This is a genomic window from Paraburkholderia sp. BR10936, assembly GCF_040965735.1.
Taxonomy (GTDB): Bacteria; Pseudomonadota; Gammaproteobacteria; order Burkholderiales; family Burkholderiaceae; genus Paraburkholderia; species Paraburkholderia nodosa_A.
On sequence record NZ_JBFRCM010000021.1, the window covers coordinates 95,295 to 107,850 of the forward strand.

The window sequence follows — 12,556 nt, forward strand, 5'->3', positions numbered from 1 at the left end:
CACATGCCGCGACCATAGCCGCGCGGCGGGCTGGAAGGCCGCCATCACCCGAAGCGCACGCAATACACCGGCGGCAAGTGCGCCGAAACGAGCCGCCAGTTTTCGCCGCCATCGTCCGAGGTCCAGAGCGCGCCCGTGGTCGAGCCCATGGCGAGGCGCGTGCCGGTACCGTCGATGTCGAGACCGTGGCGGTACACGAGGTCGTATGCCGGTGCGGCCGGCAAGCCGTTCGAGAAGCGCTCGAATGTACGCCCGCCGTCGCGCGTACGCGTGACGACGAACCGGCCGTCCACAGGAACGCGGTACTGGTCTTTTTGGGCCGGCACGAACCACGCGGTGTCCGGCTCGCGCGGATGCACCACGACCGCGAAACCGAAGCTCGACGGCTGCGCTTCGATGCGGCGCCAGTGGGCCGCGCCATCGGTCGAGCGGAAGATCGCGCAGTGATGCTGGGTCCACAGCACATCCGGATTCGCCGCGCATTGCACCACGCGGTGCGGGTCTTGCGCATTGGGTTCGCCGCGCCGCTCGGGCGGCATGTAGTCGGCCTCCATACCCTCGGCGGTGAGGCGCCAGCTCGCGCCGCCGTCGCCGGTCTGCCACACGCCGCCGCACGACACGCCCACTGTCACGTGCCGGCTGTCGCGCGGATCGACCATCACCGAGTGAATGCCCGGCGCGTCGTAGCCGCCGCCCGCCCATTCGCGGCGCTCCGGGCGGTCCCACAGCGGGCGGTTGAGTTCCCAGCTGTCGCCGCCGTCGCCGGAGCGAAACAGGCCGCCAGGTATCGTGCCCGCCCACAGCACGCCCGGCTCGTCCGCGCCGCCCGGTTCGAGCGACCAGATCTGCTGGAGCGACCACGGCGCAGGCAGGCGGCCCAATGCATCCGGTTCGCTGGCCTGAATCTCCTCGGCAAGCTGTGGCGGATAGACGGGCACCGCGCATTCTTCCCAGTGCGCCATGCCCGCGCGCCGGCGATGCAGCTTCACGCCGAAGTGGCCCAGGTTGAGCGCGGCATAGAGCGAGCCGTCGCGCGTATCGGGCATCACCATGCTCACCGGCTCGCCGACGAATTCAGGTTCGCCGATTGTCCAGCCGCCCTCTCCATCGCCTTGCAGAACGAACAGCCCCTTGCGGGTTGCGACCAGCAGTCGATCGCTCATCTCGCGTACCCTCCTGTCGATCCAGAGTCAGCGCTCCGATCCCACGCAAAGTGGTGACTCATCCGCCGGACAGCGCCTGCACGACGTACACCCGGCTCTCATCGCCGAGCGCGTCGCTCAAATGTTCCCGATCGCGCAGGCGAACGCCGTCCACGAATACCGCCAGATGCTTACGCAATGCGCCCTGATCGTCGAGGATATAGCCGCGCAAACGCGGCTGCTCGGCAAACACGGCATCGAACGCTTCGCGAAGCGTGCGCGCGTCGATCTCGCGCTCGGGCGTCGCGACGTGCCGCTGAATCGAAGCTGCGAAGAAGAGGTGCGCCATGGCGGGCCGGCGATGCGGAAACGGCCGCGTCCGCCGGATCTGTAGTTTAGGCCATTCGCCGTGGGCGTCGAGGCGTTGGCGCGCCCCGAAGCCGAAGTCCTGCGATGCACCGCAGCAAGCGCGGCGCCGTCAGCCCAGACCCGCCAGACGCAAAGCCAGCGGTTAAGGCGTGCTGCCTTCGGCCTTGGCCTTGCCGTGCAGGCAAGGTGTCGGCAGACGCATGCGGTACAGGGAAATCGCCTGAATCGTGAGCACGCAGATTATCGCTGTTCCGTAGGCAGCCAGTAGATTCCAGTGCGTGAGCGTGAGGCTCAGCACGAAGAAGAACGACGCAAATCCCAGCAGTCCCGTGGTCATGCCGCGCATCAGTTGCTGCGCCGCTTCGTGGCCGATCAGGCGGTGCGCGAACACGGCGAGGATGATCGCCATGAACGGGAACGATGCGAGCACGCCGCTCGCCTCGGGTCCGACGTAAGGTGCGATCAGCGTCACGCTCACCACAAGGCCGGCGATGAGCGCCATGCGCGACGGCAAATCCCACCACGGCGGCGAGAGGCGCACCGTTCTTGCCGGCTTGTTCGGAATCAGGTTGAGCGCAAGAGCAATGGCCAGAATGGCGAAGAGATAAAGACCATGCGTAGGCAGCGCGCCCCATTGCAGCACGAGGGCCACCAGGGCGAACGTGGCGCCTGCGCCTGCCAGCGCCACCTTCCACCCACGCGCCGCGAGGCGGCAATAGACGACGCAAAACGCCGCCTGCGCAGCCGTTGCGACAAGCGAACCCGCAGTCGCTTGCGCGGCGAACGCCGGTCCGTGCTCCAGCGCGAGAAAAACCGAGACCGGCCCCGAAGTAAGCGGCAGTCCCACGAGCAGCCCGCCGACCGCTTCGCCCCAGCGGCGAGCGGCGAGACTGGCGGCCAACAGCAACAACGGCGTAAAGACGAGCTTGAAAAGCAGAAGATCCATGATGGGCGACGCAATGCGGAGAATGCCAACTGTCAGGAATGCGCGGCGGGCGTCGCACTGGTTACGTTACGTCCCGCGGCTTTATGCCCATATTGAAGCCGGTCGATGTGGCTGACAAACCATTTGTCGTCATATAATGCGTGAGCAAAACTCACACGTCACGTACACCCCCGGCTCCATGTTCGACCGCCTTCCCCCGCTGCAAACCCTGCGCGCCTTCGAAGCCACCGGGCGGCTCCTCAGCATGACGCTGGCGGCGCAGGAACTGCACGTCACGCATGGCGCCGTGAGCCGGCACATCAAGACGCTCGAAAGCCATTTGGGCGTGGCGCTGTTCCAGCGCCTCACGCGTCGCATCGTCCTGACCGAAGCGGGCGCCGAGTTCCTGCTGGCCGTGAACCGCGCGCTCGCTGAATTGACCAAGGAGTCCGAGCGCCTGCGCACGCACGACAGCGTCACGCGCCTGAAGATCAACGCCAGCGTGTCCTTTGCGAACCGCTGGCTCGCGCCGCGCCTGCATCGCCTCAAGGCTCGCCATCCGGAACTCGACGTCCACCTCGACGTGACCGACAAATACGTCGATCTCAACGACTCGGATGTCGATGTGGCGATTCGCTACGGCAGCGGACGCTATCCGCGCGTGCTGGCCGAGCGCATTCTCGACGAAACCGTGACGCCGGTTTGCAGTGCTGACTATCGGGCGAAGATGGGCGGCATGGCATCGGTCGAGAGCCTCGCGCGCTGCACCTTGCTGCATGAGGGCGGCATGCTTGCGAACTGGGAGCAATGGCTGGCGCTGGCGGGATTGAGCGGCGTGCGCAGCGATCGCGGCACGGCATACAGCCATGGGAGCCTCGCGATCGAGGCGGCGATTCGAGGGGAAGGCGTCGCGCTTGGGCGCAGCGTGATCGTGGCGGACGACATCGCGGCCGGCCGGCTCGTTGCGCCGTTCCCGGAACTGCGTCTCGAGTCCGAGCGCGGCCATGATCTCGTCTATCGGATTGGCAGCCGCGACGACCCCAAGGTGCGTGCCGTGCGCGACTGGCTCGCCGACGAAATCCGCGTCTTTCTCGCCCCGGCCGGTTAAGCGCGAATCAAGCGCAAGGTCTCAGTAACCGAGCGCCACCTTGGCGAGCATGCCGCACGCCACGCACACCAGAATGACAGCGAAGCCCATCTGCGTATGCCGCGAGGAAACGCGGTGCGAAACGTGGCGCCCCAGCATCATGCCGACGACGGTCGCGACGCTGAACCACAGCGTGAGGTCGAGCCGCAGCGGCACGCCGTGCAGCACCGTCGCCACCACGCCGCCGGAGCCCACGAGCGCGATGACCATCAACGACGTCGCGACGATGCCGTGCATAGAGATGTTCGTGAGCTTGCGCAGCATGGGCACGATGATGAAGCCGCCGCCCACGCCGAGCAGGCCGGTCATCAGTCCCGTCAACGCGCCGGTCGAGGCCAGCGCGAGCGCCGTCGCTTTCGACCACACGAGGCGGCCGGTGTCGGGATTGACGCGGCCCACGCAAAGCGGCGACGCTTCGGGCAGCGCGCGCTTTTTCCCGATGGTCTGACGTAGCAGCCGCACCGCCACGAACAGCATCACGCCGGCAAAGAGCGCGAGGAGCAGGCGTTGCGGCATGGCTTGAGCGAGGCGCACGCCGAGCCACGTGGTCGGCACGCCCGCGAGCGCCATGCAGAACGCCGCGCGATAGCGCACGAGACGCTTGCGGAAGGCTTCGAGCGCGCCGATCCCCGCGCTGCTCGCCACCGCGATCAAGGCGACCGGTGTGGCCTGTTGCATGGGCCAGCCCATTCCCACCACGATGGCGGGCACGGCGAGAATGCCGCCGCCCGCGCCCGTGAGTCCCAGCATCGCGCCGATCATGGCGCCCAGTACGAGTGAAACGATCATCGGGTTTCGATGTTCATCGTGACCTTGACCGACGAAATCAGGCGGGCACAGCCGCCGGCAGACACGGCGCCACAACGCGACGAATGCAGTCCACCGCGAAATCGACGTCTTCCGGCTTCGTGAAGCGCCCGAGGCTCAGGCGCACCGTGCGGTTTGCCGCCTCTTCGCCAACCCCGATGGCAGTGAGCACGTGCGAAGGCGTGCCCGCCGCCGAGTTGCAGGCCGAAGTCGACGAGATCGCGAGGTCCCCGGTCAGCAGGAACGGGAAGAAGCCCGGCAGATCGATCGTGAGGCTCAGCGTATGGGGAATGCGCTGCGCGCGCGCGGCGTTGAGCGTGACGCCCGGCAACGCGAGCACCTCGGCCAGCAGGCGCTCGCCCAGCCGCGCAATGCGCTCGCTGTCCGCTTGCAGCGCCTCGCGCGCAATCACGCACGCCACGCCCATGCCGACGATCTGATGCGTGGCCAGCGTGCCCGAACGCAGCCCACGCTCGTGACCGCCGCCATGCATTTGCGGCGCAATGCGCTCGAACGCCTCGCGGTTCACGTAGATCGCACCGATGCCCTTCGGCCCGTACACCTTGTGCGCCGACATCGAAAGGAGGTCGATGCCCATCGCTTTCACGTCGATGGGCGTCTTGCCGAGCGCCTGCGCCGCGTCGACGTGCAGCAGCGCGCCGGCGGCATGCACCACGCTCGCAATCGACGCGACATCGGTGAGCGTGCCCAGTTCGTTGTTGACCAGCATGAGCGAGACGAGACCGGTGTCGGGCGTGAGCGCGGCGGCCACGGCCGCTGCCGTGATTTCGCCCTGCGCGTCCGGTGCGAGCCGCGTGACGGTCATGCCGCGCGCTTCGAGGCTCGTCATCGTATCGAGAATGGCCTTGTGCTCGAGCTGGCTCGTGATGAGATGGCGCTTTTGCGTCGCGCGGTCCGCATAGCCCTTGAGCGCGAGATTGTTCGACTCGGTCGCGCCGGACGTCCAGACGATCTCCTCGGCATCGGCGCCGATGAGCGCCGCCACGTCCTTGCGCGCCTGCTCGACGAGCCTGCGCGCCCGCTGGCCCGCGCCGTGCGAGCTGGAGGCCGGGTTGCCGAAATCGCCTTCCATGCCCAGACAGCCGAACATCGCCTCGATCACCCGCGGGTCCGCCGGGGTGGTCGCGGCATAGTCAAAGTAACGCAAATCGCCCTTCTCGCTCATCTTCGTTTCTCGCACAACGGAATGTCGAAAATGCTACGCCCCGGGCACTAAAAAATGGTTCCAAAATTAAGTGGATTCTCCAGATGACGGAGTATTCGATTCTCTTCCGCCGACGTAACTTGAAATTAAATTCTCAAGACGGTCGACCAGGCAGCCTGGCGGCGCGAAACCGATCGCGCCCTGGATCGGCGCGTAGTAACACAAAGTGGGCGACAACGTTCCCGTGTACCGTATCCACTGCGCGCTGTGCGAGCGAGAAAAACGCCCCGGGAAAAGCGCGTCCGATGCCGTCCCCTCCACCTCCGCGAGGTTCGCCATGCCGCTTTCCCGTCGCCGCTTCCTCGAACTGAGCCTCGCCGCGAGCAGCACCGCCTGGTGCACGCAGCGCGAAGCGATGGCTGCGGACATGCAGCCCATGCCCGAAGAAGACCCGCAAGCGATGCAAAAGGCCCAGCGTGGCGGCCTCTACGCGAGCCTGCGCGACCCCAACGCCACGCAGCTGCCACCCGAAGCGTTCATGCAGCGCTTCTTCTATTCGAGCGCTCCGCGCGCCACGCCGCAAGGCGTGTGGACCACGGCCGCGCCCTTGCCGCTGCCGCGCAGCGAAATGGCGTGGGCGACGAGCGAGGGCGAGCGCATGCATGTGATCGGCGGCTACGGCGCGGGCCAGGTCGCGCGGCCCTATCACCATGTATTCGATGCGGCGCGCGGCGCCTGGCGCAACGCCGCGCCCGTTCCGCGCGGCGCGAATCATATCGGCGTGGCGGCACTCGACGGCGTGGTCTATGCGATGGGTGGGTTCGTCGAGCAGAACCGCATTGCCGTGCCCGACTGCTACGCCTATGTCGTGGCCGACGACCGCTGGCACGCGATTCACCCGCTTTCGCGCGGCTCGCGCGGCGCGATTTCCGTCGTGGCGCACGAGGGCATGCTGCACGCGATCGGCGGCCGCGACACGCGCTCGGTGGACTGGCACGAGGCATACGACCCGCAGAGCGACAGCTGGAAAACGCTCGCGCCCATTCCCGGTCCGCGCGACCACACGGCGGCCGTCTCGCTTGGGGGCTGGATACTCGTGGCCGGCGGCCGCATGGATACGTTCGACTTCAACACCGGCATGCACGTGGCCTACGACGCGAAGCGCGACGCCTGGGAAGAACGCGCGCCCATGCCCACGCCGCGCTCCGGTCACGGCGGCGCGGCGTGGCGGGGACGCTTCTTCTGCATGGGCGGGGAAGGCACGCGGCGCGTCTTCGGGCAGAACGAGGGCTACGATCCGGCGACCGATTCATGGCAGGCCTATGCGCCCATGCTCACGCCGCGTCATGGCATGGGCGCGGCAGTCGTGGGCGATGCAATTCATGTGGCGGGCGGCGGCCCGATGAATGGCGGCGTGATTCAGACTTCGGTGCACGAAGTGTTTTCCCTTTGAGCTGGGCAGGCTCCCCCTTCGGCGCGCAGGGTCTGCTCACCCTTCGGGCGTGGCAATGTCCGCGCGAATCAGCTCATCCGCGAGCGTGAGTGCCTGTTGCCTTGCCAGCGGACCCGTCGCGCACGGCCCCGGACGCGGACAGCCGTCGAACGGATAGATGAGCCGCCCATCGGTCTTGCGGCGAATCCGCAGCAATCCGTAGTAGCGGCCCGCGCCGTCGATCTGCTCGCCGCAGAAGACTTCATAGTCTTCCGCGGTGGTCGGACGTCGCACGGCCTCTTTCGGCCTTTTCTCTGGCATTTCGGCACTCCGGGACTATCCTGGGCGAGATAAGCGGAAGCTCAGCAAGCGCCGCGCCTGAGAGGGGCGTCGCACGGAAGTCGGCGATAACGGGCACAATACGCGCCTGCGCCGCCGCGCCGGACGCCGTGTTCGTGATCCGAACGTGCTTTCCGAACAGCTGCCCCAACGCCCCCCAGCGCCGCCGCACCGGAACCCGCCCTTTTCACGCTGTCATGACTCACGATCTGCCCGAACGTCCCGCCACCGCCGCACGCCAGGCGAACTCGCCGCGCTTCCTGCTGTTCCTGATCTGCCTGTTCGCCTCGGCCGGACAGCTCGCCATCGACATCTACGTGCCCGCACTGCCGGCCATGGCGCGCTACTTCGCGACGTCGCCACAGGCGATCCAGTCGAGCGTGTCCGTTTATCTCGCCGCCTACGCGTTCGGCCAACTCATCTTCGGACCGATTTCCGACGCGCTCGGGCGCAAGCGCGTGCTGGCTTTCGGCCTCGTGATCTATACGCTCGGCTGTCTGCTCTCGCTCGCCGCGCCGAATCTGGAAACCTTCGTGCTGGCGCGCTGCCTGCAGGGCTTCGGCATCGCCGCGACCAACCTGCTCGCGAAGGCCATCATCACGGATTCGTTCGTTGGCACCGCGCTCATGCACGCGTTCACCTACATGTCGATTACGTGGGGGCTCGCGCCGATCATCGCGCCGGTGATCGGCGCGCATCTGCAGGAGCTGTTCGGCTGGAAGGCCTGCCTCGTGTTCCTGCTCGTCTATTCGCTGGTGATGTGGGCGCTGCTTTGGCGCTTTCGCGAGACCTTGCGGCAACCGGTGCGGCTGGAGCCGCGCACGCTCATCGCGAACGCGGGCAAGGTGCTCGCGAGCCCCGTGTTCCAGAGCTGCTTTCTCGCCCAGGGGCTGTGCTACAGCATCCTGCTCGTCTTCAACGTCGTCGGGCCGTTCATGGTGCAGAACACGCTGCACAGGCCGCCCACCTACTTCGGCTATCTCGCGCTCGGCATCGGCCTGATGTATTTCCTGGGCGGCCTCTCGAACCGGCTCCACGGCCCGCGCCTGCCTACCCCGGAACAACGTCTGCGCGTGGGCGCGCGCGTGATGGCGGGCGCGGCCCTCGCCATGCTCGTGCTCGCGCTCACGGTGGGCCTGCGCGTGTGGACACTCGCCGTTCCGGTACTCGTGATGGGTCTGTGCGCGGGTGCGATGTATCCCACGCTGATGGCCAAGGGCAATTCGCTGTTTCCGCATATCGCGGGTTTGACGAGCGCGATTCTCGGCTGCGCGCTGCTGCTCGTTTCCTCGGCGATGATGGGGCTGGCCGGTTTCGTCTCCGTGCACGTGCTCACGCCGCTAGCGGTGTTCTTCGTACTGCTCGCGCTCACCGTCGTCGTGATGGTGACGAAGCTGCTGCGCCACCTCGCGCAAAGTCAGGCTGCTGCCGCCGCGCTCGCGCAGCGCAGCGGCGAGGCGGCGTGAGCCGCTAGCTCCCGGTCAAGCCGTTATCGGATCGCGCGCGCCACGTCCTGCAACTGCGTGAAGGCGCGGTAACGCGCTTCGTGCAGCGCCGCGATCTGGCCCGTGGCCGGTGCGTAGACCTTGCTGATCCGGGACATCGCGGCCATCGCGTCGCGCACGTTATCGTATAGGCTGCCAGCCACGGCGCCCAGCATGGCCGCGCCCAGCAGGACCGGCTCCTCGGCGTGGGTGGCCAGCACGGGCTTGCCCGTTGCGTCCGCCAGCAGCTGGCGCACGAGGTCGAGCCTGCCCGCACCGCCGCTGATCACGACCTGCTCGATCGGCGCGCCCGCCTGGGCCTGCACCTCGACGATCTGCCGCAGCCCATAGCCGATGCTGCCGATGCCCGCGACATAGAGCGCGACGAGGCTCTCCATGTCCGTCTCCATGCCGAGTCCCGCGATGACGGCCCGCGCGTGCGGATCGGCAAATGGCGCGCGGTTGCCGAGGAATTCGGGCACGACATGCAGGCCCTGATCGTGCGCGAGGCGCACCGCGCCCGATTCGCTCTGCGCAGCCTGGACCGCCAGTCCGGCAAGCATCGTCGGCAGCGACTGGCCTTCGCTCGCCGCGCGGCTCGCGGCTTCTGCAGCGAGCGGATGCATCGCGAGCAAGCGCTCAATTGCCGCGCCCGCCACCGACTGCCCGCCTTCGTTGAGCCAGGCACCGGGCACCATCGCCGCGTAGTACGGCCCCCACACGCCCGGTACGAACACGGGGTCGCGCGTGGTCGTCATCGTGCACGACGAGGTGCCGAACACATACGCGAGGCACGCCTCGGGCTGCCCCTGCGCGCCGACCGTGCCGATGCCGCCCGCGTGCGCGTCGATCACACCCGCCGCGACGGCGGTGCCCGCGCGCAGGCCGAGCTGCGCGGCGGCCTCGGGCGTGAGCCCGCTGCCAAGCGGCGTACCCGGCTCGACGATCATGCGGCCGATGCGCGCAAAGCCTTCATCGGCAAGCACGCCCAGACCCACGTTGCGGAAGTAGCTCTCGTCCCAGCGCTGCTCGTGCGCGAGATAGGTCCACTTGCAGGTCACGGTGCAGGTGGAGCGCGAAAGATCGCCCGTGGCGCGCCATGTGAGGAAGTCGGTCAGGTCGAAGAACTGCCAGGCCGCGGCGAACACCTCGGGCCGGTTTTCCAGCAGCCACAGCAGCTTGGGCGTTTCCATCTCCGGAGAGATCTTGCCGCCCACGAAGCGCAGCACGTCGTGGCCCGTGGCGTTGATGCGCTCGGCCTGCTCCACGGCGCGATGGTCCATCCACACGATGATGTCGCGCTCGGCCACTTCGGAGGGGCCAACGGGCAACGGCGTGCCGCCCTCGCCCAGCACGACGAGCGAACAGGTGGCGTCGAAGCCGATGCCGGCGATCTGCTCCGGCGAGATCGCGGCCTGCGCGAGCGCTTCCTTCACGGCCTGGCACACGGCGTTCCAGATCTGCGTGCTCGATTGCTCGACGATGGCGCCGCTCTCATGAAACACGCTGATGTCGTGTTTCGCCGACGCAAGCATGCGACCGGCGGAATCGAAAATGCCGGCGCGGGCGCTGCCCGTGCCCACATCGACACCGACGGTATGGCGTTCGCCGCCGGCCTGGTTAATTGAGGTCATGGCTCGTTGATTGTGGTTAGGGCCTGTTCACGCTGATAACAGGCCCTAAAGATCGACACTGTTCGGCAGGATCACGAGGTCGCGAATGGTGACGTTGCGCGGCCGCGTGAGCATGAATACCACGGAATCGGCCACTTCCTTCGGCTGCATGAGACTGCCCTGGGCCAGCGCTTCATCCATCTTCGCCTGGGGCCAGTCGTCGAGCAAGGCCGTGACCACAGGGCCCGGCAGCACCGCGCCCACGCGCACGCCGTGCTTCGCGACCTGGCGGCGCACGGTGTGCACAAACGCCTGCACCGCGAACTTCGAGGCCGTGTAAATGGGCTCCCACACCACCGGCACGACGCCCGCCACCGAACTCGTGAAAACGATGTCGCCCGACTTCTGCGCGATCATGTGCGGCAGCACCGCATGCACCGAGCGGAACGCGGCGTTGACGTTCAGGTTGAGCATGCGATCCCATTCGTCGGGGTTGCCGTTCGCCACTTCGCCGCCGATATACGCGCCCGCGTTGGCGTGGAAGATGTCGAGCTCGCCCGCGAGATCGAGGATCCTGGGCAGCATCGTCGCATAGTCCGCCGCGTTGAGCAGGTCCATGGCGAGGGGCAGCGCGTTGGGCCCCAGCTCCGCGCAACATTTCGCGAGCCGGTCCTCTGCGCGGTCGATCAGCACGACTTTCGCGCCTTCGTCCACGAACGCACGCGCGCACGCGAAGCCGATGCCGGACGCCGCGCCGGTAATGGCGGCGACCTTACCCTTGATCGATTCAGACATGGGTGACTTTCTCCTTGAATCAGGTGCCGACGCCTCAGGCGCGGCCATGCGAAACACGCGACTGGCGGGCGAGCGAATCGACGATCACGGCAATGGCCAGCACGGCGCCGGTGATCATGAAGCGCAGCGACGACGACAGGTTCAGCAGCGTCAGGCCGCTCGCAATCGACTGGATCACGATGATGCCGAGCACGGCCGACCATGCGCTGCCGCGCCCGCCGAAAAGGCTCGTGCCGCCGATCACGGCCGCCGCGATCGCGTTGAGGTTGACGTCTCCGGTGCCGGCCTGCTGGCTCGCCGAAGCGAGTCGCGCCGCGGTCAGCACGCCGCCGATTGCGGCCAGGCTCGCGCACAGCACGAAGGCGCTCGTATAGATCGCGCCGACCTTGATACCCGCGCGCCGCGCGGCTTCGTGATTGCCGCCCACGGCGTGCATCGAGCGGCCCCAGCGCGTGCGCGTGAGCGCGTACTGCATGACGACGGCGAGACCCAGAAAGAGGCCGAACATCAGCGGCACGCCACGCCCGCGGTTGAGATAGGCCACGACGATTTCGAGGAACACGGTCAGCGCCGCCGCGCGCCCGAGCAGGCCTGCGACCGAAGGCGCCGAAAGCCTTGCCGCATGGCGGCGCGTGCGCGTACGCATGCCGAGCAGCAGGAGCACGATACCGGGCAGCAGCGCGATCACGTGCGAGACGATCGGCGGAATCACCATCAGTTGTCCGAAGTTCACCATCGCCGAGCCGTAGGGCAAATTGATAGAGCCCGTGGAGCCGAGCACGTAGAGCTGCATGCCGAGGATGGCGAGCAGGCCCGCGAGCGTCGAGACGAAACTTGGCATGCCTATCCAGTTGAGCAGCAGCGCATACAGTGCGCCGATCAACGCGCCCACCGCAATGGCCGCGACGATGGCGAGCAGCACGGGCCAGCCGTCGTTGACCCACAGCGTGCCGACGAGCGCCGAGGCGAAGCCGCTCATGGAGCCCACGGAGAGATCGATCTGCCCGAGCAGCAGCACGCAGACAATGCCAAGCGAAATGACGCCGACCGTCGAGCAGTCGAACAGCATGTTCACGAGGTTGTCGGCGGAGAGAAACACGGGGTTCAGGCTCGTGAATACCGTCCAGATGATGACGAGCCCCGCGATGACCGGGAGCGAACCCAGGTCGCCCGAGCGCACGCGGTCGACGAATGCCGACACGCTCTCGCCGATTCCGCTCGCATGCTTCACGCGCACGTCGCTGCGGTCGAGCAGCGTGGATGGTTTCGCATCGGGCTTTGAGGCATCCGGGTTTTCAGGCTGCGCAGCGCCATGGATAGTCTTGCTCACGATCGTTC

The 12,556-nt window shown here is 67.2% G+C and carries 11 protein-coding genes and 1 pseudogene; 3 read left to right on the forward strand and 9 right to left on the reverse strand.

The features are described from left to right. Nucleotides 1–44: 44 nt before the first annotated feature. The 3 genes from AB4Y36_RS33595 to AB4Y36_RS33605 all read right to left on the reverse strand — a co-directional run bounded on the left by AB4Y36_RS33595 (nucleotide 45) and on the right by AB4Y36_RS33605 (nucleotide 2,457). Nucleotides 45–1,163 (reverse strand): exo-alpha-sialidase, encoded by a 1,119-nt coding sequence (locus AB4Y36_RS33595; protein ID WP_368685295.1) that lies wholly within the window; start codon nucleotides 1,161–1,163, stop codon nucleotides 45–47. A gap of 58 nt (nucleotides 1,164–1,221) precedes the next feature. Next, on the reverse strand, nucleotides 1,222–1,491 hold the full coding sequence (locus AB4Y36_RS33600) for a MoaD/ThiS family protein (protein WP_069263757.1): 270 nt from the start codon (nucleotides 1,489–1,491) through the stop codon (nucleotides 1,222–1,224). Between the two features lie 162 nt (nucleotides 1,492–1,653). Next, nucleotides 1,654–2,457 (reverse strand): hypothetical protein, encoded by an 804-nt coding sequence (locus AB4Y36_RS33605; protein WP_368618595.1) that lies wholly within the window; start codon nucleotides 2,455–2,457, stop codon nucleotides 1,654–1,656. A 178-nt stretch (nucleotides 2,458–2,635) separates the two neighbouring features. On the opposite strand from AB4Y36_RS33605, the gene gcvA reads away from it, so the two are divergent. Then, entirely contained in the window at nucleotides 2,636–3,544 is a 909-nt protein-coding gene (gene gcvA / locus AB4Y36_RS33610) for a transcriptional regulator GcvA (protein ID WP_069263753.1), read from the forward strand. Nucleotides 3,545–3,565: 21 nt separating this feature from the next. Here the strand turns inward: gcvA and AB4Y36_RS33615 are convergent, their stop codons facing one another. Both AB4Y36_RS33615 and AB4Y36_RS33620 read right to left on the reverse strand, forming a co-directional pair. Then, on the reverse strand, nucleotides 3,566–4,372 hold the full coding sequence (locus tag AB4Y36_RS33615) for a sulfite exporter TauE/SafE family protein (RefSeq protein WP_368685296.1): 807 nt from the start codon (nucleotides 4,370–4,372) through the stop codon (nucleotides 3,566–3,568). Nucleotides 4,373–4,442: 70 nt separating this feature from the next. After that, nucleotides 4,443–5,576 (reverse strand): annotated as a pseudogene (locus AB4Y36_RS33620) (cysteine desulfurase family protein); the annotation flags it as partial. 316 nt (nucleotides 5,577–5,892) lie between these two features. Between AB4Y36_RS33620 and AB4Y36_RS33625 the strand changes: the two are divergent. Then, the gene (locus tag AB4Y36_RS33625; RefSeq protein ID WP_368685297.1) at nucleotides 5,893–7,008 is read left to right on the forward strand and encodes a Kelch repeat-containing protein; all 1,116 of its coding nucleotides are present in this window, start codon (nucleotides 5,893–5,895) and stop codon (nucleotides 7,006–7,008) included. A 36-nt stretch (nucleotides 7,009–7,044) separates the two neighbouring features. Here the strand turns inward: AB4Y36_RS33625 and AB4Y36_RS33630 are convergent, their stop codons facing one another. Further along, nucleotides 7,045–7,308, reverse strand: coding sequence for a DUF6723 family protein (locus AB4Y36_RS33630; protein WP_342947578.1), 264 nt, complete (start codon nucleotides 7,306–7,308; stop codon nucleotides 7,045–7,047). 215 nt (nucleotides 7,309–7,523) lie between these two features. On the opposite strand from AB4Y36_RS33630, the gene AB4Y36_RS33635 reads away from it, so the two are divergent. Continuing rightward, nucleotides 7,524–8,792 carry a multidrug effflux MFS transporter gene (locus AB4Y36_RS33635; protein WP_368685298.1) on the forward strand — a complete coding sequence of 423 codons (1,269 nt, stop codon included), beginning with the start codon at nucleotides 7,524–7,526 and terminating at the stop codon, nucleotides 8,790–8,792. A 23-nt stretch (nucleotides 8,793–8,815) separates the two neighbouring features. Here the strand turns inward: AB4Y36_RS33635 and AB4Y36_RS33640 are convergent, their stop codons facing one another. From AB4Y36_RS33640 to AB4Y36_RS33650, 3 genes are read right to left on the reverse strand one after another with little or no spacing between them, the layout of a single operon-like run. Next, a complete protein-coding gene (locus AB4Y36_RS33640; protein WP_368685299.1) occupies nucleotides 8,816–10,444 on the reverse strand; it encodes an FGGY-family carbohydrate kinase in 1,629 nt (542 codons plus the stop codon). 45 nt (nucleotides 10,445–10,489) lie between these two features. Continuing rightward, nucleotides 10,490–11,218 carry an SDR family oxidoreductase gene (locus AB4Y36_RS33645; protein ID WP_368685300.1) on the reverse strand — a complete coding sequence of 243 codons (729 nt, stop codon included), beginning with the start codon at nucleotides 11,216–11,218 and terminating at the stop codon, nucleotides 10,490–10,492. Between the two features lie 34 nt (nucleotides 11,219–11,252). Further along, a complete protein-coding gene (locus AB4Y36_RS33650) occupies nucleotides 11,253–12,548 on the reverse strand; it encodes a sugar ABC transporter permease (RefSeq protein ID WP_368685301.1) in 1,296 nt (431 codons plus the stop codon). Nucleotides 12,549–12,556 lie beyond the last annotated feature (8 nt).

Bases quoted from the DNA above. Each gene is read 5' to 3' on its own strand.
- AB4Y36_RS33595 (WP_368685295.1), bottom strand. From the start codon at position 1,163: ATGAGCGATCGACTGCTGGTCGCAACCCGCAAGGGGCTGTTCGTTCTG.
- AB4Y36_RS33600 (WP_069263757.1), bottom strand. From the start codon at position 1,491: ATGGCGCACCTCTTCTTCGCAGCTTCGATTCAGCGGCACGTCGCGACG.
- AB4Y36_RS33605 (WP_368618595.1), bottom strand. From the start codon at position 2,457: ATGGATCTTCTGCTTTTCAAGCTCGTCTTTACGCCGTTGTTGCTGTTG.
- gcvA (WP_069263753.1), top strand. From the start codon at position 2,636: ATGTTCGACCGCCTTCCCCCGCTGCAAACCCTGCGCGCCTTCGAAGCC.
- AB4Y36_RS33615 (WP_368685296.1), bottom strand. From the start codon at position 4,372: ATGATCGTTTCACTCGTACTGGGCGCCATGATCGGCGCGATGCTGGGA.
- AB4Y36_RS33625 (WP_368685297.1), top strand. From the start codon at position 5,893: ATGCCGCTTTCCCGTCGCCGCTTCCTCGAACTGAGCCTCGCCGCGAGC.
- AB4Y36_RS33630 (WP_342947578.1), bottom strand. From the start codon at position 7,308: ATGCCAGAGAAAAGGCCGAAAGAGGCCGTGCGACGTCCGACCACCGCG.
- AB4Y36_RS33635 (WP_368685298.1), top strand. From the start codon at position 7,524: ATGACTCACGATCTGCCCGAACGTCCCGCCACCGCCGCACGCCAGGCG.
- AB4Y36_RS33640 (WP_368685299.1), bottom strand. From the start codon at position 10,444: ATGACCTCAATTAACCAGGCCGGCGGCGAACGCCATACCGTCGGTGTC.
- AB4Y36_RS33645 (WP_368685300.1), bottom strand. From the start codon at position 11,218: ATGTCTGAATCGATCAAGGGTAAGGTCGCCGCCATTACCGGCGCGGCG.